We start from the raw sequence: 18,100 nt of genomic DNA, 5'->3' as shown, positions 1-18,100 counted from the left end.
GCCCTGATAATCAGAAAGCGAGTACCAGACCGGCAATGGCAGCTGAGAGCACGCTGACCAGCGTTGAACCGTAGAGCAGTTTCAGGCCAAAGCGTGATACCACGTTGCCCTGTTCTTCATGCAGTCCTTTAATCGCACCAGCCACAATCCCGATGGATGAAAAGTTAGCGAACGATACCAGGAACACCGAAAGAATGCCCTCTGCGTTAGGTGACAGCTGGCCTGCAACTTTCTGCAGATCCATCATCGCCACAAATTCGTTAGAGACCAGTTTGGTGGCCATGATACTGCCTACCTGCAGCGCTTCATGAGCCGGAACACCCATCACCCAGGCAAACGGATAGAATACATAGCCCAGCACGCCCTGGAAGCTGATACCAAAAATCAGGTCAAACAGCGCATTCAGACCGGAGATCAGGCAATAAAGCCAATCAGCATAGCCGCAACGATAATCGCCACTTTAAATCCGGCAAGAATATATTCACCCAGCATCTCAAAGAAGCTCTGACCTTTATGCAGATCCTGCAGCTGCAGATCTTCTTCGTTCTCTACGCGGTAAGGGTTGATCAGCGACAGAACGATAAAGGTACTGAACATATTTAGCACCAGTGCGGCAACCACATACTTTGGCTGCAGCATGGTCATGTAGGCGCCAACAATGGACATCGATACGGTCGACATAGCGGTGGCCGCCATGGTGTACATACGACGCTGCGACATTTTGCCGAGAATATCTTTATACGCGATGAAGTTTTCTGACTGTCCCAGAATCAGAGAACTGACGGCGTTAAAAGACTCCAGCTTGCCCATGCCGTTCACTTTTGACAGCACGGTTCCGATACCGCGGATGATCCACGGCAGAATGCGGAAATGCTGCAAAATACCGATCAGCGCAGAAATAAAGACGATAGGGCATAAAACATTAAGGAAGAAGAAGGCGAGTCCCTTTTCGTTCATGCCGCCAAACACAAAATTGGTGCCTTCACCTGCATATTTCAGCAGGTAATCAAACATGCTGGCAAAGCCCTTAACAAAGCCCAGTCCCGCCTCAGAGGTCAGGAAAAACCACGCCAGCAGGAGTTCAATCACTAAAAGCTGTGCGATATAGCGAAAGCGAATACTTTTACGGTCGTGACTGACCAGCAGGGCCAGCACGCCGACGACCACCAGTGCTAAAAGGAAATGCAAAATATGGGACATATCGGCTCCAAATTTGAGGAGGGTTGTATTTTGCTGCGTATTCTATGTAACACGTTACTTAAAAACGAGATCAAACCCGCATTATAAGTATTCAGTATCGCAATTTTTTGCGGATAACTCTGCCTGCTCACATCACCGTAACAAACCGCTCACACAATTTATCCACACAGAGATTGTTTATAATTTGTTCCGGGCGTAGAGTAAATCCGTTCTATGCTTTGTCAGAGGCCGATCTTTGCGTTGATGTATAGCATTGGCTATACTTTATAGCACTATCTATTACTGCGATAAATATAACCAGATTTCACTTGCCTGTAAGGCCCCTTAAACTCAGCGGGTCTACACGCGTCAGGACAGGATCACACTATGTCAGAAAGCCGCACCGCAGAGCGCGCCGCCCGCGGAGCCAGAAAACTCAAGCTCGCCCTGCTGGGGCCTGCGTTTATCGCCGCTATCGGTTATATCGATCCGGGTAACTTTGCAACCAACATTCAGGCAGGAGCCGCCTATGGCTATAAGCTGCTGTGGGTAGTGGTCTGGGCAAACATCATGGCGATGCTGATCCAGCTGATGTCAGCCAAACTGGGGATCGCAACCGGTAAAAACCTGGCGGAGCACATACGCGACCGTTTCCCGCGTCCCGCCGTCTGGTTTTACTGGGTGCAGGCCGAAATCATCGCGATGGCGACCGACCTGGCAGAGTTTATCGGTGCCGCGCTGGGCTTTAAGCTGCTGCTTGGCATCTCACTGCTGCAGGGCGCCGTACTGACCGGCATTGCGACCTTTTTGATCCTGATGCTGCAAAGCCGCGGACAGAAACCGCTGGAGCGGGTGATTGGTGGCCTGCTGCTGTTTGTTGCCGCGGCCTATATCGTTGAGCTCTTTTTCTCCCAGCCCAGCGTCAGCCAGCTCGTTACCGGGATGGCCCTGCCTTCGCTGCCGGGCTCTGATGCGGTATTTCTGGCAGCCGGTGTACTGGGTGCCACCATTATGCCGCACGTTATCTATCTGCATTCAGCGCTGACTCAGCACGGTAATAAAGGCACTAAAGCAGAACGTTACTCCTCTACCAAGCTGGATGTGGCGATCGCCATGACCATTGCCGGTTTCGTTAACCTGGCGATGATGGCTACGGCAGCGGCGGCGTTTCACTTCAGCGGACACACCTCCATTGTTGATCTCGATCAGGCGTACCTGACGCTGGAACCGCTGCTCGGGCAGGCCGCGGCAATTGTCTTTGGGCTGAGCCTGGTGGCGGCCGGACTCTCTTCCACGGTGGTCGGCACCCTGGCAGGGCAGGTGGTGATGCAGGGCTTTATCCGGTTTCATATTCCGCTGTGGGTCCGGCGGGTAATTACCATGCTGCCCTCGTTTATTGTTATCTGGGCTGGCTGGGACCCGACGCGCATTCTGGTGATGAGTCAGGTGCTGCTGAGCTTTGGCATCGCGCTGGCGCTGATCCCGCTGCTGGCATTTACCGGTAATCGTGAACTGATGGGAGATGAACTGGTGAACTCCCGCCTGATGCAGAACACCGGCCGGCTGATTGTGATGCTGGTGGTGGCACTGAACATCTATTTACTGGTGGGAGAGGCGCTCGGCTGGTAGCGTAAAAGCCGGCGCCAAAGCGCCGGGAGAGGGATCAGTGATGGTGGTCATGATGATGATGCGGCGGGCCACCGTGTCGCCAGTGCGCGCGACGTTCCCGTTCATGATGACGATCCTGTTCACGCCAGCGCTCCCGCTCGTGCCGGCGTCGTTCATGTTCGCGGTCGCGCTCCCACGCTTTATGACGTTTCCACTCTTCATGGCGCCACCAGCGATGTTCATTATACTGGTAGCGGTCGTTCCACCAGCGCGGTTCGCGCCAGTTCCCGCCATCCCAGTAATAGCCGCGACGGTCGCGTTCACCCAGCTGTAAACTGACGCCGGGAGCAAGATTGATGGTAGCGCTGGTAGCATGGGCTGTGTGTGGCACCAGCGGCGATAATGTTGCCAGCAAAACGGCAACGAAAAGTGCAGATTTCATGTTATCTCCTTGCGACAGCTTATCACTGCTGCCGTCAGGCCAGTGTGCCACATCGGACCAGCTTAGCCTTGAGATTTAGTCTGAAAAAACACGACGGCAGCAGATTATGTGGGCTGTTAATAGTCTCTGCTGCCGTAAAAGAGAGCGGTTACATCAGGATCTGATCAATGGACTGCAGCTCTTCGGAGGTAAGCGCCGGCTGGCTCAGCATCGCTACTGCATCGTCAATCTGCGCGGTTTTGCTGGCACCAATCAGCACAGAAGTGATGCGTGGATCGCGTAATACCCAGCTAAGCGCCATCTGCGCCAGCTTCTGCCCGCGCTGCTGCGCCAGCGCCTGCAACTGCCGGACTCTTTCCATTTTATCTGCGGTAAGCTGGTCCTCATTCAGAAATTTACTGCCGCTGGCGGCGCGTGAATCCTGCGGAACACCCTGTAAATAGCGATCGGTCAGTATGCCGCCCGCCAGCGGCGAAAAGGCGATGCAGCCGGTTCCCTGTTCGCCCAGCACATCCAGCAGACCCTGTTCAGGACCGCGTTCAAACAGAGAATAACGTGGCTGATGAATCAGACACGGCGTGCCCAGTTCACGCAGCAGCGCTATGGCGCGTGCGGCCTGCTCAGCCGGATAATTAGAAAGCGCAACGTAGAGCGCTTTCCCCTGACGCACGCAATGATCGAGCGCGCGCATCGTCTCTTCCAGCGGCGTATGCGGATCGGGACGATGATGATAAAAGATATCCACATACTCCAGACCCATGCGTTTCAGGCTCTGATCGAGACTGGCAATCAGGTATTTACGCGACCCCCAGTCACCATAGGGGCCATCCCACATGGTGTATCCCGCTTTAGTCGAAATCACCAGCTCATCGCGCAGACCGGAAAAATCCTCCCGTAAAATACGGCCAAAGTTACTCTCTGCTGAGCCGGGCGGCGGACCATAGTTATTGGCCAAATCGAAATGGGTAATACCGCAGTTAAAGGCGTGACGCAGCAGTTCGCGACTGGTATCAACGCGCGTCGCATCACCAAAGTTGTGCCAGAGTCCCAGTGAAATAGCGGGCAGTTTCAGGCCGCTCTGGCCACTGCGACGATAGTGCATCTGCTGATAACGATCGGGATGAGGAAAAACAGGCATGGCTTGAGGTTATCCTGTAATAAAAAAGCGTATTCTGGCCGCTCAGTGTATGCGTTTACACTGCGCTAAAAAGCGTGAAAGATCCCATTCTGCAGAGAGATATCATGCCGTAACGAATGCTTGCCATTGCGCCCGGCGCAATCGCGATGAAAAAGTCGCTTCATTTCAGACCCATCACTGATACTCCAGAACATTCCCCCTGGAAGGAGCATCAGATGAAGACGTTCACCGTAAGCGACTATCTGTTACAGCGGCTGGAACAGGCTGGCATCCGTCACCTGTTTGGGGTGCCGGGCGATTATAATCTGCAGTTTCTCGACAGCGTGATCGCGCATCCGGCGATCGCCTGGGTCGGCTGTGCCAACGAGCTTAACGCCGCCTATGCCGCTGACGGCTATGGCCGCTGTCAGGGCGCGGCAGCGCTGCTGACCACCTTTGGCGTGGGTGAGCTGAGCGCGATTAACGGCATCGCCGGCAGCTATGCCGAGTATGTGCCGGTGATCCAGATTGTCGGTGCGCCGGCGCTGACGGTGCAGCAGCAGGGGGAGTGCGTGCACCATTCGCTGGGCGACGGTGATTTTCACCATTTTCTGCGCATGGCGCAGGAGGTCAACGCCGCGACAGCGGTGCTTACCGCAGAGAACGCCGCGGCGGAGATCGATCGCGTGGTAAGCACTGCACTGCATGAGCATCGGCCGGGCTACCTGCTGCTGGCGGTGGATGTGGCCGCGGCAGCGATAACCCCGCCGTCAGCCCGCGCTGAGCCGCACAGCGAAAACGCAGATGCCGCTGCAGCCTTTGCGGCGGCGGCTGAGCGTCTGCTGGCACCGGCACAGCGCGTGGCGCTGCTGGCTGATTTTCTCGCCGCACGCTGGGGGGCTGCCGCACAGCTGGCCGGACTGCGTGAGCTGCGCGCGATCCCGTCAGCGACGCTGCTGATGGGCAAAGGCGTGCTCAATGAACAGCAGCCTGGTTTTGTCGGCACTTACGCGGCGGCGGGCAGCAGCATCGCTATCCGCAGGGCGATTGAGGAGACGGATGTGACGCTGTGCGCGGGCGTGCGCTTTACCGACACGCTGACCGCTGGCTTCACCCAGCAGCTCTCCGCTGAACGCGTTATCGATATCCAGCCGTTTCACAGCTGTGTGGCGGGCGAGCGCTTTGCGCTGCCAATGAAGGCGGCGCTGGCGGCGCTGCAGCCGGTTTATCAGCGTCACTGCCCGCGCTGGCCGACCGGAGAGAGCATGCAGTGCGAGGAAAATCATCAGATTGCTGCAGGGATAATCACTCAGCAGGCATTCTGGCAGGCAATGCAGCACTTCCTGCTGCCGGGTGATATTATCCTTGCCGATCAGGGTACGGCGGCATTTGGCGCAGCGGCCCTGCAGCTGCCGGAGGGGGCGCAGCTGCTGGTACAGCCGCTGTGGGGATCGATTGGCTATACGCTGCCGGCGGCGTTTGGTGCGCAGACGGCGCGGCCCGACAGCCGGGTGATCCTGATCATTGGCGATGGCTCAGCACAGCTGACTATTCAGGAGCTGGGCTCCATGCAGCGTGACGGCCAGCGCCCGGTGATTTTCCTGCTCAATAACGACGGCTATACCGTAGAGCGCGCCATTCACGGTCCGGAACAGCGTTATAATGACATTGCGCGCTGGAACTGGACCGCACTGCCGCAGGCGATGAGCCTGGAAGGGGCGGCGCAGAGCTGGCGGGTCAGCGAAACCGCGCAGCTGGAGGCGGCGATGGCGGTGGTCAGCAAAACCGCGCGTTTGTCGCTGATTGAAGTGGTAATGGAAAAACAGGATCTGCCGCCGCTGCTGCGCAAAGTTACCGCCGCCCTGCATCAGCGTAATAGTGGTGCAGTTTAAGAAAGTTGCCTCTATACAGATGGCCTGACAATCGCCAGGCTGTGCATCACACTGGATTAACAGCGTCCGCCTCACCGGCGGGCGTTGTTGTTTTATTGGCAGGCTTCTATAGTGTTTGCCACTATTTATGACCCAAGCGGAGCAGCAGAAGAATGACAAAATACGCCCTGGTCGGCGATGTGGGCGGTACTAACGCTCGTCTCGCGCTGTGTGAGGTAGAGACCGGCGCCATCTCACACGCCAAAACATTCTCCACATCAGACTACGACAATCTTGAAGCCGTTATCCGTTTCTATCTGGCGGAACAGCAGCAGGCAGTGACTGATGGCTGTATCGCTATCGCCTGTCCGATCACCGAAGACTGGGTCGAGATGACCAACCACGACTGGGCATTCTCAACGCGCCAGATGAAACAGAATCTGGGCTTCAGCACGCTGGAAATTATCAACGACTTCACCGCCGTCTCTATGGCGATCCCGATGCTGACGGAAAACGAAGTGATCCAGTTTGGCGGCAAAGCGCCGGTTAAAGATAAGCCGATCGCTATCTACGGTGCGGGCACCGGACTGGGCGTCAGTCATCTGGTACACGTCAATCAGCGCTGGGTCAGTCTGCCGGGTGAGGGCGGCCACGTCGATTTCGCGCCGAACAGCGAAGAGGAAGATCAGATCCTCGAAGTGCTGCGTGCAGAGATGGGCCACGTTTCTGCCGAGCGCGTGCTGTCAGGAGCCGGACTGGTCAACCTTTACCGCGCGATTGTGAAATCTGACGCGCGCGAGCCGCAAAACCTCAAGCCCAAAGATGTGACCGAGCGGGCACTGCAGGATACCTGTATCGACTGCCGTCGCGCGCTGACGCTGTTCTGCGTGATCATGGGACGCTTTGGCGGCAACCTGGCGCTGAACCTCGGCACCTTTGGTGGCGTTTATATTGCGGGCGGCATCGTGCCGCGCTTCCTCGACTTTTTCAAAGCCTCCGGTTTTCGCGCGGCGTTTGAAGATAAGGGACGTTTCCGCGACTATCTGGTCGATATTCCGGTGTATATGATCACGCACGATCAGCCCGGCCTGCTGGGTGCCGGCGCGCATCTGCGTCAGGCGCTGGGCCGCGTGCTCTGACACAGCGGCGGACGGCGCGGGTCGTCCGCCTTACAGCCGCATCAGCTGCCGGAACGGTCTGGCTTTGCTGCGGCTTACCGGCACCTGCGCTTCCAGATCGCGCAGCTTCACCAGATAGGTATTATTAAACCACGGCTCTATCTCGCGAATTTTACTCAGGTTCACACAGTAAGAGCGATGACAGCGAAAAAACAGCGCCTCCGGCAGCCGGCTGCAGAACTCACTGATGGCCACTGACATCACGTAGGCTTCCCGCCGCGTATACACAAACGTCAGCTTTTCATGCGCTTCTACATAATAAATATCGTTGATATCGGTAACGATGATGCGCTCATCTTTCTGCAGATTCACCGTCTGCGGCGCAACAGCCGGGCTGTTCTGCGGCGGCGGCGGCTGCGTGGTGGCCTCCAGCTTGTTTAGCATGGTGATGATGCGCGCCTCATGATAGGGCTTGAGGATGTAGTCAAACGCGTCGAGTTCAAACGCCTCCACCGCATAATCTTTCCAGGCAGTGATAAAAACAATCAGGGGCTTGTGGGTAAACTGATGAATATTCTGCGCCAGCAGCATGCCATCGAGCGACGGAATATTAATATCGAGGAAAATCACGTCGACCCGGTGCGTCTGCAGATATTTCAGCACATCCAGCCCGTCATCAAAGCTTGCTTCAACCGTGATCTGACTATGCTGCTGAATCATCCAGCTGAGCTCCTGGCGCGCCAGAAATTCATCTTCCACTATTATGGCTTTCATACTGTTATTTCCGGTTGAACGCTGAGCGCGGCAGGGAGAGGCTGGCTGTTTTTCGGCAGGCTAAAGGCGATTTCCGTTCCCGGCTGGTGACGCATGATAATCAGCCCCTGGCCGGTCAGCAGTCTGACACGATGGTGAACGTTCAGCAGGCCAATTTTATTGCCTGGCATCTCATTGCGCGCAACGCGGCGCATCACCTCGTCGCTGATCCCCGGTCCGGTGTCGCGTACGGCGATACGCACCCGATCGCCCAGATCTTTCACGCTGAGCGTCACCACGCCTTTGCCCCGGCATGGCTGAATGCCGTGCACGATAGCATTTTCCACCAGCGGCTGAATCAGCAGGCTGGGCAGAGTAAAGTGCAGATCGTCGTCGATATCGTAGATCATTGACAGCTTATCGCCGAAGCGAGCCTGCTCAATGGCAATATAATCTTTTACCTGCCACAGCTCTTTCTTGATATCGATCAGCTCATCCTCATTGAGTTCAAGGTTGTAGCGCAGGTAGCGCGACAGGTTGATAACCAGCTGACGGGCAGTATCGGGATTCATCCGGATTGAGGCAGAGATAGCGTTCAGGGCATTAAACAAAAAGTGAGGGTTAATTTTGCTCTGCAGGGCACGGAGTTCCGCCTTATTGGCCATTTCACGCAGCTGCTCAGCGCGCGATACCTCCAGCTGGGTCGAGATAATCTGCGACAGCCCGATAGCCATCTCTTTCAGCGAGCCGGTAATGCGATGCGCCCGGCGATAGTAAATTTTCAGCGTCCCGGTCACCTGACCCTGTTCCCAGAGCGGGATCACCAGCATTGAGTGAATATCGCGCGTGCGATGCGCTTCGTCGTTGTTTTTGATGATGATTTTTCCGCTGGCAATCGCCTGTGCGGTAGTGGGGCTGATGCCATCATCGCCATTATGGTAGTTCTGTTCACCATAGCCGACATACGCCTGAATCTGCTGCGTATTGGTAATGGCAACCGCGTCAGCGTGGATGTCGCGCCGGATAATATCGCACACTTCGCGCAGCGCATCGCTGTTTACCTGCCGAAACAGCGGCAGCGTTTTATTCGCTATCTCCAGCGCAAGTTTGGCCTGCCGGGCGGCGATCGCCTCTTTTTCTCCCTCTACGCTCTGCACCAGCAGCACAATCAGTCCGATACTGGAGGCACCCAGAATCATCGGCAGGGCGATTTCCGAGACAATCGTCAGGCCGAGCGCTGCAGGCTTTGCCCATAACAGGATCAGCAGCATAGTCAGCGCCTCGCACAGCATGCCGCCCACTATGCCGGCCCCCCAGCGCTGCTCTTTGCTGACCCGGCGATTAATTACGCCAGAGGCGATACCGGCCACAATGCTGGTGATCAGGCAGGGTACTGACGTGACGCCATCTATGTCGATCAGGAAGCGGTGCAGCCCGGCAATGACGCCGGTCGTCACGCCCACCCAGGGGCCAAACAGAATGCCGCCCGCCATCACCGCAATGACGCGGACATTCAGCAGCGAGCCATCCACCGCCACGCCGGACCAGGTGCTGAACAGCGCAAACAGCGAGAAAATCACGGTGACGATCGCTTTCTCGCTCAGCGTGTGTTCATCTTTCTGCAGCAGCTGGCGCAATACCCGGGTGCGGGTGAGAAAAAAGAGGCAGATGAGCATCAGCGCTGCGCGATCGAATACCGCCAGCAGCATGTCAAAATGGAAGGGCACAGGCATTTCCGGGACAGAATATCGGTGGCGTCATAATAAAAAATGCGCGCGCAATGCGCCAGCATAGCGCTCCGGGTTTAACGGGCCGCATAAATGCGGCCCGTGCGGAGGCGCACAGGGGCGCCATTAATGGCGCCCTGGCTGTCGCTGCGGCAGTTTGCTATGTTGCACTATTCCCCGTAGCGGAGCGCCGCCATGCAACTTCAGACCCCGCGATTAACCCTGAGCCGGTTGCAGCCGGAGGACTGGCAGATCTTCAAAGCGGTACATGAAGACGCTGCCACCATGACCTGGGTAAGCGAAATTCCCGATGAAAACGACATTCGTCAGCGTTTCAATGAACGCCTGGCGCCGTGGCAGCCCGCCAGCTTTCATATGCTGTGCCTGGTGGCGCGCCTGCAAACAAATCAGGAACCGATAGGCCTGTTTGGCTGCAGCGCCGAGTGGCACCCTTATCGCCAGGCGGAAGTTGGCTATATGCTGCGCCATAGCCACATCGGGCAGGGCTACGGCAGCGAAGCGCTGGCGGCGCTGGTTCACTTTCTGTTCAGCGCAGAATTTCATAAGCTGAAAGCGCTGGTAATTGAGGGAAACTGGCCATCCCGACGCATTCTGGAAAAGAATAATTTTATGCTGGAGGGGACTCTGCGGGATAATTATCTGTTAAATGGACAGTGGGTAAACGATTGGGTGTTTGGCTGCCTGAATCCCGAAAAATAAAAAAATTTTCTGCTGCTCTCGACAGCGCAGCTCACAGCGCGCTATGTTCGGGGTGAGGTCACAGCAAGTGATCCGCGTCGCTCGGACGGTCCGGGCGCTCACGTAATCCTGAGGACATCATGGCTGATAACAGCATACCCCGTCGTTTCTCGCGTATAGAACGCCTTCCCCCATACGTATTCAACATCACCGCTGAACTGAAGATGGCTGCGCGTCGGCGCGGCGAAGATATTATCGACTTTTCAATGGGGAATCCGGATGGCGCTACGCCGCCGCATATTGTGGAAAAGCTCTGTCAGGTGGCGCAGCGTGAAGATACGCACGGCTACTCCACCTCAAAAGGTATTCCGCGCCTGCGCCGGGCGATTTCGCGCTGGTACGCTGAGCGCTATCAGGTGGATATCGATCCGGAGTCAGAAGCGATTGTGACTATCGGCTCCAAAGAGGGACTGGCGCACCTGATGCTCGCCACGCTCGATCACGGTGACACCGTGCTGGTGCCCAACCCCAGCTATCCTATCCATATTTATGGCGCGGTGATCGCCGGGGCGCAGGTTCGCTCCGTGCCGCTGGTCGCGGGCGTGGATTTCTTTACTGAGCTGGAGCGTGCAATTCGCGAAAGCTATCCAAAGCCGAAAATGATGATCCTCGGCTTCCCTTCTAATCCCACCGCTCAGTGCGTCGAACTCGACTTTTTTGAACGGGTTATTGCGCTGGCAAAACAGTATAACGTGCTGGTGATCCACGATCTCGCCTACGCTGACATCACCTACGACGGCTGGAAAGCGCCCTCAATCATGCAGGTGCCGGGTGCGCGCGACGTGGCGGTAGAGTTCTTTACGCTCTCCAAAAGCTACAATATGGCGGGATGGCGTATCGGTTTCATGACAGGAAACAAAGAGCTGGTAGCGGCGCTGGCGCGCATCAAAAGCTATCACGATTACGGGACATTCACGCCGCTACAGGTGGCAGCCATTGCCGCGCTGGAGGGCGATCAGCAGTGCGTGCGCGATATCGCTGAGCAGTATAAGCGCCGGCGTGATGTGCTGGTAAAAGGGCTGCATGAAGCGGGCTGGATGGTGGATCTGCCTAAGGCATCGATGTACGTCTGGGCAAAAATCCCGGAACGCTACGCGCATCTTGGCTCGCTGGAGTTTGCCAAACTGCTGCTGCAGGAGGCCAAAGTCTGCGTGTCGCCGGGCATCGGTTTTGGTGAATATGGTGATACACACGTGCGCTTTGCGCTGATTGAAAACAGCGATCGCATTCGTCAGGCGGTGCGGGGAATTAAGGCGATGTTCCGCGCCGACGGTATCTTACCGGGAGCGGTAAAAGAAGCAGAAGAGACGCGTTAAGCGTGCGTCGGGGCGACTGGTATGGTCGCCCCGTCCGGTACTCAGAGCATCAGCACAAAGGTGCCGACCCAAAGCAACACGAAAAAAGAGATGCCCATCAAAGCGTATTTCACAACATAACTCCTCTGTGCGGTTACCGTGATGGCGATCCCAGACCAGCGTAACCCGAACAGAATAAGAGAAAGGTGGAGTTCATTAACGCTACACGCTTTCTACTCAGGTGGTCCCGGCCAGACCGGAACAGGATCGGGCGCTAATTTACGCGGAATCGATCCAGAAATAAATAGGCCGGTTCTGAGATATTGCTCACAATTTATTGGGTCTGAATGTGCGGGATCGCCGACATGCCGACGCGCAGCTGCGCCAGATCGGGCTGACCCGCATCAAGCACAATCTTTACCGGCAGACGCTGAACCACTTTAGTGTAGTTACCCGTTGCATTATCAGGTGAAATTGCCGAGAAGGTTGCCCCTGTTGCCGGCGCAATGCTGTCGATACGCCCGGTAAAAGTTTTACCCGGTAGCGCATCAACAGTAACGCTGACCTTTTGCCCTGGCCGCACGTCGGTCAGCTGGGTTTCCAGATAGTTAGCCGTAATGTAGAGCTGCTGCAGCGGCACCACTGCCAGCAGGCGGCTGCCGGCGCTGACATAGGCGCCCGGACGTACGGTACGCTGGCCGACCGTGCCCTCTACCGGCGCAACAATGCGGGTATAAGAGAGATTAAGCTGCGCCTGGTCGACATTCGCCTGCGCGACTGCGACATCCGCTTCCGCCTGACGCACGGCCGCCTGCAGGACATTAACCTGCTTAAGCGCCGCGTCCAGCGCCGCCTCACTCTGTCGTACCGTCGCCGAAGCGGAACGCTGGTTAGTATCCGCTTTTTGCTGATCGTCAGCCGCAATGGTGCCACTTTTATAAAGCTGATTATAACGTGCGGCGTTCTGGCCGGCGTAGCGGGCCGCTGCCTCACTGGCCGCCAGCGTCGCTTTTGCCTGATTAATCGTCGCCTGCTGCTGCGCCAGCTGCGCCTGGGTGCTTAGCCGCTTAGCCTCGCTGACCTGCAGCGAAGCGCGCGCGGTTTCCAGCGCCACGCGAAAATCGCGATCGTCAAGCGTTGCCAGCAGATCGCCCGCCCGGACGTGCTGGTTATCCTGCACGCTGACCCGGGCGATATAGCCTGAAACTTTGGGGGCGACCAGCGTGTAATCCGCATTAACCCAGGCATCATCGGTGCGATGATCGTTGGTGGTCATCGCACGCCAGAGGAGAAAGGCGAGCGCGAGCAGCAGCACTAACAGGGCGCTTAGCAGCGCCGTTCTTTTTACAGCAGAGAGTTGCATATCAGTTTTCCCGACGTGGCGTAACAGGTTGAATCAATGTTTGAGGCGGCCAGACGCGGTGCGCCAGACAGAGCGTCAGCAGCAGCAGCAGGGCGCCAAAGGTGGTCAGCATCAGCCAGGCGTCGCTCAGGCTGAGTACCAGCGCCTGATGTTTCAGCAGGGCGGCAAATCCGCTCAGGTTCTGCACGCTACTGGCGCTGCCGTCCGGCAGCAGGGGAGTGCTGCTGTTTGCCTGCGCGCTGCTGGTCGCGGTCATCAGCCAGCTGCGGCTGGCCGCCTGATCCACCAGCACATGCGAGTGGAACTGTTCGCGATGGCTGATAAACCACTCCACCAGCGTGCTGGCCGCGATGCTGGAAAAACCGCGCACGGTGTTAAACATGGCGGAAGCAAAAGGGCCCTCCGGCGGCGCCACAACGCTGGTGGCACTCATCAGCACCGGCAGGATCACCATCGGCTGTCCGAACGCCTGCAGGATCTGCATCAGCCAGAAATTCTGCCGCGCCCAGTCAGTGGTAATCTGCGTTCCCAGCAGGCAGGCGGTGACCAGCAGCAGCACGCCGCAGCACAACACCCAGCGGCAATCGACCCGGCGAATGTTCAGCAAAGCGGCGATCAGCGGGGCAATCAGCAGCTGCGGCAGGCCCACGGTCAGCGCCAGCGGCGCAAACTGCAGCGTGCGAAATCCCTCTACCTGACCAAAATAGAGCGAAGGCAGCGCTGAACCGGAGAGTGCCAGAATCAGCACCGCCATCAGCGCCAGCAGGCCGTGCGCCAGGTTGGAACGGCGCAGCATCTGCAGCCTGAACAGCGGCAGCGGATGAAACCACTCGTTAATCAGAAACACCGTCAGCAGCGCCAGCGCACTCAGCAGCATGGCGGTAAACAGCGGTGAGCTGAGCCAGTCCAGCCGTTCCCCCTGAGTCAGGGCCAGAATCAGCAGCGCCATGCCGGCGCAGCCGGTAAGCATGCCAAACAGGTCGATCTGCCGAAAGCGCTCCAGGCGCAGCGGATCCTGCGGCAGTCCCCAGGCAATCAGCGTCATTGCCAGCAGCATGGCCGGGACTACCTGCCAGAACACAAACGTCCAGCCCACTTCATCGGTCCAGAACGCCGCCAGCGAGGCCGCCATATTGGGGCCAAAGGTGGCGGTGAGCGCATAGGCGCCCAGGCCATAGAGTTTGATCGGCGGCGGCAGAAAGCGCAGCGCCACTGTCATCAGCAAGGGCGGCAGCGCGCCGCCAAAGATACCCTGCAGCACGCGCAGCGCAATAAACAGCGTCGCATCCTGCGTCAGCGGCAGCACCAGGCCGCACAGCATAAAGCCGGCAGAAACCACCAGGGCAAAGCGGCGCAGAGAAAAGGTGACGGCGAACCAGGGCGCGATCATCATTGCGGCGACTTCAGCCGCCTGATAGCCGGAGACAATCCAGCTGCCGCGATCGTGACTGATACCGATAGCGGCGCGGATATCTGCCAGCGCAATATCCGTGACCCGATCGTTGAGCCCTGACGTCAGCGCCGCGATCAGCACGCCCGCCAGCCCAAGAGCCAGGCGCAATGTAAATGGGTGCGGAGCTGGCGGAGCAGCGGGCGAAGCGGTCATAGCAGAACTCTCATGAAATTATGATGCAGTGTATTACGATGTGATACAGGACGCGCATCTTACATGCCGGTATGATGTATTGCAATGTGATACGCAGGTACAAAAGTGCGATCATTCGCGCTACAGTAAAGCAGGCTCATAAGGAACGCATTATGGTGGGATCTGCCTCAGGCCGTGAGGATGAAAAAGCGGGTGGCATTCAGGTCATTGCGCGTGCGGCAAAAATTTTACATGCGCTGGGTGAACATCCCGGCGGTATGAGTCTGGGCGAAATTGCGCAGGTGGTGAACCTGCCGCGCTCCACGGTACAGCGTATTGTGGCAGCGCTCGACAACGCTCAGCTGGTGCGCAGTAGCGGGGCAGGGGGGCTCAGGCTGGGGCCAGCTCTGCTGAAACTGATCTCCAGCGTCCATACAGATGTGGTGGAGCTGGCGCGTCCGCTGCTGGAACAGCTCTCAGCAACGGTTAATGAAACTGTCTCGCTGGCGCGCGCCAGCGGGACGCAGCTGGCGATCGTGCATTATGTCGTGGCGCCGCGCGAGCTGCGGGTCGTACCGCGGATGGGGCTTAATCTGCCGCTCTACAGTACCTCCGGCGGCCGGGCGCTGCTGGCGCTGGAGAGCGATGAAGATGTACAGCTGCTGGTGGGCGATGCCTGGCAGGAACTCACGGATAAAACGGTAAAAACGCTGCCGCAGCTGATGGCGCTGATTGCTGAAGTACGCAGCAGTGGCCTGGCGATCGATCGCGGTGAAACGCTTGAAGGGATCACCACCCTGGCGGTCGCCATTGACACACTGTTCGGACGTTTCTCTATCTCGCTGCTGGTTCCCGGCGCGCGCTTTGCGCAACATGAAGCGCGCTATCGCAAAGAGATCATCACCTGTAAAGAGGCGCTGCTGCGCGAAATTGGCAAAATAACCGCTGTGGAGAAGAGGTAACGACTCATGAAAATGTTGTTAATGGCTATCGATAACTCACCGGTCGCGGAGAAAGTGATTGCGCTGACCCTTGAACAGGCGCTGGCGCTCAACGCCCCGGTCACGGTGCTATGCTGTATCGATCCCGCCTATTCAGCCTGCAGCCAGCCTATCGAAATTGACGCCGGTGAAGATCCGGATGATTTTGTCGCGGCAAAAGATGAGCAGAACACCGCCGAGATGGTGGTGCGTCATGCGCTGGCTCCGCTGCTGCGGGCGGGTGTGAATGCCAGAGGCGTCATCCTGGCGGGTGAAGCCGCTGAAACCATTGTGGCGCAGGCTGCGGCACTGCGCGCCAGTATGATTATCATGGGACGCCGGCACCTCTCGCCGCTTAACCGGCTGCTGAAAGGCTCGGTCAGCGCGGCAGTGATCGAACGCGCGACCTGTCCGGTTCTGCTGGACGTGCGTAAGGATTAACGCCGTATTATGACGCTGCTTTTTATTTCGGTGCTGGCCGCTTTTGCACTGCTGGCGCTGGTGATTGTGATGCTGGTACGCACCACGGCGCTGCGAGCCTGGCAGGGGGTGCTGCTGTTTATCCTGCCGCTTGTGGCAGCTAATCTGATCTGGTTTAGCTGGCTGCATCCGCGTCAGGCACAGAAGATACAGATGGAGGCGGTTGCGCAGCAGCTCAGCGCGGCGCCAGGCTATCGCCTGCTTAGGGTTCAGGAGCCGGAGCTGTGGCAATTACTGAATCGTGAACTGCGGCATAAGCTGCAGCAGGGCGTTTCCGCCGAACAGGCGCTGGGCGACCTGCGGGGCTGGCTGACTGATATCGTCAATAAACGTATGACCCGCGCCAGCGATGATGCAGTGATCGCCTATGTTCAGGTGTCGGTGGAAGAGATGCAGGCGCTGCAGCAGCAGAGTCCGCAGCGCTGTTTCCAGTTCCTCTATCCGCAGGTCAGTGGCGGCATCAATCTGCAGGAGGTGCTCACTCCGGCACTCTATCAGCGCGACGGTCATGCGCTTGAAGCCCTGCTGCTGAGCAGCCAGGGGGCAGAGCAGCAGACCGACCAGACGCTGGCCCGCCGCGATCTGCGTGAGATAGTTGACAGGCTTTATGGGAAATGGGGCAATAAACTTCAGCAGCTTAATCAGCCGGCTGATACCGCCGTCGATCGCAGCGCGCTGTGTGCTATGTCTATCGATCTCTACAGCGCCATTCTCGCATTGCCTGCTAAGCGCGCCGCCGGCCTTTTACGTAATATGGTGCACAGCAACGGCTAACCGGTGAAAAAAAGCCCGCTCAGCGCGGGCACAAAGGTCACTTTGTTACATCTTCTTATTATTGATATTACCTGGTGTGGAGCAGACATCGTGTGGTCTGACTGCACTATCGCAGTTGTCATATGATAAGAAAAGCCGTTTGGTTTTATTGATTCAATTGGCAAAAACACTGGTCTTAACACTGTTTCGCGCGTTTTCCTATAGGCGCGCGGTGGCATCGTTGTTTACACTTCGACGCCTGAAGAGGACACCTGAATGAAAAATATCGTTACCGGCGCGTTAGCGCTTATTATGCTGGCGGGCTGCAGCGTTAATCAGCCTGGCGGATTTGAACGTGTAGATGAAGATAATACGTCCAACACCGTTCAATATCGTTACGATCCGCATAGCCTTAATCGGGATGCCATGAATGTTGACCTGGCAAATTACTGCAGCGAGCGGGGTTTTGATAAAGTGGATTCTCTGCCTGCTCAGGACAGTCATCTGCCAGGATTAAAGAAAGCCTGGTATCAGTGTAATTACGCGATTAAAAGCTAAAAAAAGGGCGGGATATATTCCCGCCCTGGTTTTTTGTTTTTTATTAGTGCTGTGTGCGCTTTGCCCGATTATCCGTGACGATGCCCATGGTGGCCATGATGCCAGCCGCGGTCATGACCCCAGCCAGCGCCGCGGCCACGGTCGTGCTCAATAATACATCCGCTGAGCAAACTGACCATAACCGCTATCGACGTTAACGAAATAAGCTTTTTCATGGAAAGACCTCCTCTTTTCCAGTGAGGTCAGATTACGCCGGAATAGTGGAGTGAAGATGCAGCAAATGTAGAGTTATTTAGATAAATATTGCCAGATGTGTCTAAATAAAAGATCGGGAAAGCGGGTTTTTCTATTTGAATCAGAATAAGCTGAATAGCAGGCTATATTAGCGCGATAATTCTGAAAGACAATAATTCGCGCCTGCGGATGAAAAATAAAAATGCGAGCGCTCAGGATAACAGCGCTCGCCTGTAAGTTAATTATGCAGTGCAGGCCTGTTAATTGCCTGACGGCGC

At 56.9% G+C, this 18,100-nt stretch carries 18 protein-coding genes and 1 pseudogene; 9 read left to right on the top strand and 10 right to left on the bottom strand.

Annotated elements, in window-relative coordinates:
- Nucleotides 1-10: 10 nt before the first annotated feature.
- Nucleotides 11-1,200, bottom strand: a pseudogene (locus HA43_RS14000) (NupC/NupG family nucleoside CNT transporter).
- A 366-nt stretch (nt 1,201-1,566) separates the two neighbouring features.
- Here HA43_RS14000 and HA43_RS13995 point away from each other — a divergent pair.
- Complete coding sequence (locus HA43_RS13995) at nt 1,567-2,808, top strand: Nramp family divalent metal transporter (protein ID WP_094111921.1); 1,242 nt, start codon at nt 1,567-1,569, stop codon at nt 2,806-2,808.
- Nucleotides 2,809-2,842: 34 nt separating this feature from the next.
- On the opposite strand, the gene HA43_RS13990 is transcribed toward HA43_RS13995, so the two are convergent.
- Both HA43_RS13990 and mgrA read right to left on the bottom strand, forming a co-directional pair.
- Nucleotides 2,843-3,229 carry a DUF2502 domain-containing protein gene (locus HA43_RS13990; protein WP_094111920.1) on the bottom strand — a complete coding sequence of 129 codons (387 nt, stop codon included), beginning with the start codon at nt 3,227-3,229 and terminating at the stop codon, nt 2,843-2,845.
- A 148-nt stretch (nt 3,230-3,377) separates the two neighbouring features.
- Nucleotides 3,378-4,367 (bottom strand): L-glyceraldehyde 3-phosphate reductase, encoded by a 990-nt coding sequence (gene mgrA / locus HA43_RS13985; RefSeq protein ID WP_094111919.1) that lies wholly within the window; start codon nt 4,365-4,367, stop codon nt 3,378-3,380.
- A 215-nt stretch (nt 4,368-4,582) separates the two neighbouring features.
- On the opposite strand from mgrA, the gene HA43_RS13980 reads away from it, so the two are divergent.
- The gene (locus tag HA43_RS13980; protein ID WP_094111918.1) at nt 4,583-6,238 is read left to right on the top strand and encodes an alpha-keto acid decarboxylase family protein; all 1,656 of its coding nucleotides are present in this window, start codon (nt 4,583-4,585) and stop codon (nt 6,236-6,238) included.
- 152 nt (nt 6,239-6,390) lie between these two features.
- Nucleotides 6,391-7,356, top strand: a complete 966-nt coding sequence (gene glk / locus HA43_RS13975) for a glucokinase (RefSeq protein ID WP_039379409.1) — start codon at nt 6,391-6,393, stop codon at nt 7,354-7,356.
- A gap of 30 nt (nt 7,357-7,386) precedes the next feature.
- On the opposite strand, the gene HA43_RS13970 is transcribed toward glk, so the two are convergent.
- Both HA43_RS13970 and HA43_RS13965 read right to left on the bottom strand, forming a co-directional pair.
- Nucleotides 7,387-8,109 carry a LytR/AlgR family response regulator transcription factor gene (locus HA43_RS13970; RefSeq protein ID WP_039379407.1) on the bottom strand — a complete coding sequence of 241 codons (723 nt, stop codon included), beginning with the start codon at nt 8,107-8,109 and terminating at the stop codon, nt 7,387-7,389.
- A complete protein-coding gene (locus tag HA43_RS13965) occupies nt 8,106-9,797 on the bottom strand; it encodes a sensor histidine kinase (RefSeq protein ID WP_094111917.1) in 1,692 nt (563 codons plus the stop codon). The genes HA43_RS13970 and HA43_RS13965 overlap by 4 nt, the downstream gene beginning before the upstream one ends.
- A 213-nt stretch (nt 9,798-10,010) precedes the next feature.
- Between HA43_RS13965 and HA43_RS13960 the strand changes: the two genes are divergently transcribed.
- Entirely contained in the window at nt 10,011-10,535 is a 525-nt protein-coding gene (locus tag HA43_RS13960; RefSeq protein ID WP_094111916.1) for a GNAT family N-acetyltransferase, read from the top strand.
- A gap of 119 nt (nt 10,536-10,654) precedes the next feature.
- Nucleotides 10,655-11,890: an alanine transaminase gene (gene alaC, locus HA43_RS13955; protein ID WP_039379399.1), complete on the top strand. Its 1,236-nt coding sequence runs from the start codon at nt 10,655-10,657 to the stop codon at nt 11,888-11,890.
- A 41-nt stretch (nt 11,891-11,931) separates the two neighbouring features.
- Here alaC and ypdK read toward each other — a convergent pair whose 3' ends face one another.
- The 3 genes from ypdK to HA43_RS13945 all read right to left on the bottom strand — a co-directional run bounded on the left by ypdK (nt 11,932) and on the right by HA43_RS13945 (nt 14,838).
- Nucleotides 11,932-12,003: a membrane protein YpdK gene (ypdK, locus tag HA43_RS18730; protein WP_006120362.1), complete on the bottom strand. Its 72-nt coding sequence runs from the start codon at nt 12,001-12,003 to the stop codon at nt 11,932-11,934.
- Nucleotides 12,004-12,203: 200 nt separating this feature from the next.
- On the bottom strand, nt 12,204-13,232 hold the full coding sequence (locus tag HA43_RS13950) for an HlyD family secretion protein (RefSeq protein ID WP_094111915.1): 1,029 nt from the start codon (nt 13,230-13,232) through the stop codon (nt 12,204-12,206).
- Nucleotide 13,233: 1 nt separating this feature from the next.
- Complete coding sequence (locus HA43_RS13945) at nt 13,234-14,838, bottom strand: MFS transporter (protein WP_094111914.1); 1,605 nt, start codon at nt 14,836-14,838, stop codon at nt 13,234-13,236.
- Between the two features lie 152 nt (nt 14,839-14,990).
- Between HA43_RS13945 and HA43_RS13940 the strand changes: the two genes are divergently transcribed.
- The 4 genes from HA43_RS13940 to HA43_RS13925 all read left to right on the top strand — a co-directional run bounded on the left by HA43_RS13940 (nt 14,991) and on the right by HA43_RS13925 (nt 17,588).
- Nucleotides 14,991-15,779, top strand: a complete 789-nt coding sequence (locus HA43_RS13940; protein WP_094111913.1) for an IclR family transcriptional regulator — start codon at nt 14,991-14,993, stop codon at nt 15,777-15,779.
- Nucleotides 15,780-15,785: 6 nt separating this feature from the next.
- Complete coding sequence (locus HA43_RS13935) at nt 15,786-16,238, top strand: universal stress protein (protein WP_039379390.1); 453 nt, start codon at nt 15,786-15,788, stop codon at nt 16,236-16,238.
- 9 nt (nt 16,239-16,247) lie between these two features.
- Nucleotides 16,248-17,051, top strand: coding sequence for a hypothetical protein (locus HA43_RS13930; protein ID WP_094111912.1), 804 nt, complete (start codon nt 16,248-16,250; stop codon nt 17,049-17,051).
- Between the two features lie 255 nt (nt 17,052-17,306).
- On the top strand, nt 17,307-17,588 hold the full coding sequence (locus HA43_RS13925) for a hypothetical protein (RefSeq protein ID WP_039379385.1): 282 nt from the start codon (nt 17,307-17,309) through the stop codon (nt 17,586-17,588).
- Between the two features lie 68 nt (nt 17,589-17,656).
- Here HA43_RS13925 and HA43_RS19025 read toward each other — a convergent pair whose 3' ends face one another.
- A complete protein-coding gene (locus tag HA43_RS19025) occupies nt 17,657-17,803 on the bottom strand; it encodes a hypothetical protein (protein WP_166714036.1) in 147 nt (48 codons plus the stop codon).
- 73 nt (nt 17,804-17,876) lie between these two features.
- The coding region (locus HA43_RS19070) for a hypothetical protein (RefSeq protein ID WP_211279581.1) at nt 17,877-18,100 on the bottom strand (224 nt) is incomplete at its 5' end.

The sequence above is a fragment of the Pantoea eucrina genome (assembly GCF_002095385.1).
Classification (GTDB): domain Bacteria; phylum Pseudomonadota; class Gammaproteobacteria; order Enterobacterales; family Enterobacteriaceae; genus Pantoea; species Pantoea eucrina.
The sequence above is the reverse complement of the archived record's forward strand: the minus strand, read 5'-3'. Positions and strand labels throughout refer to the sequence as shown.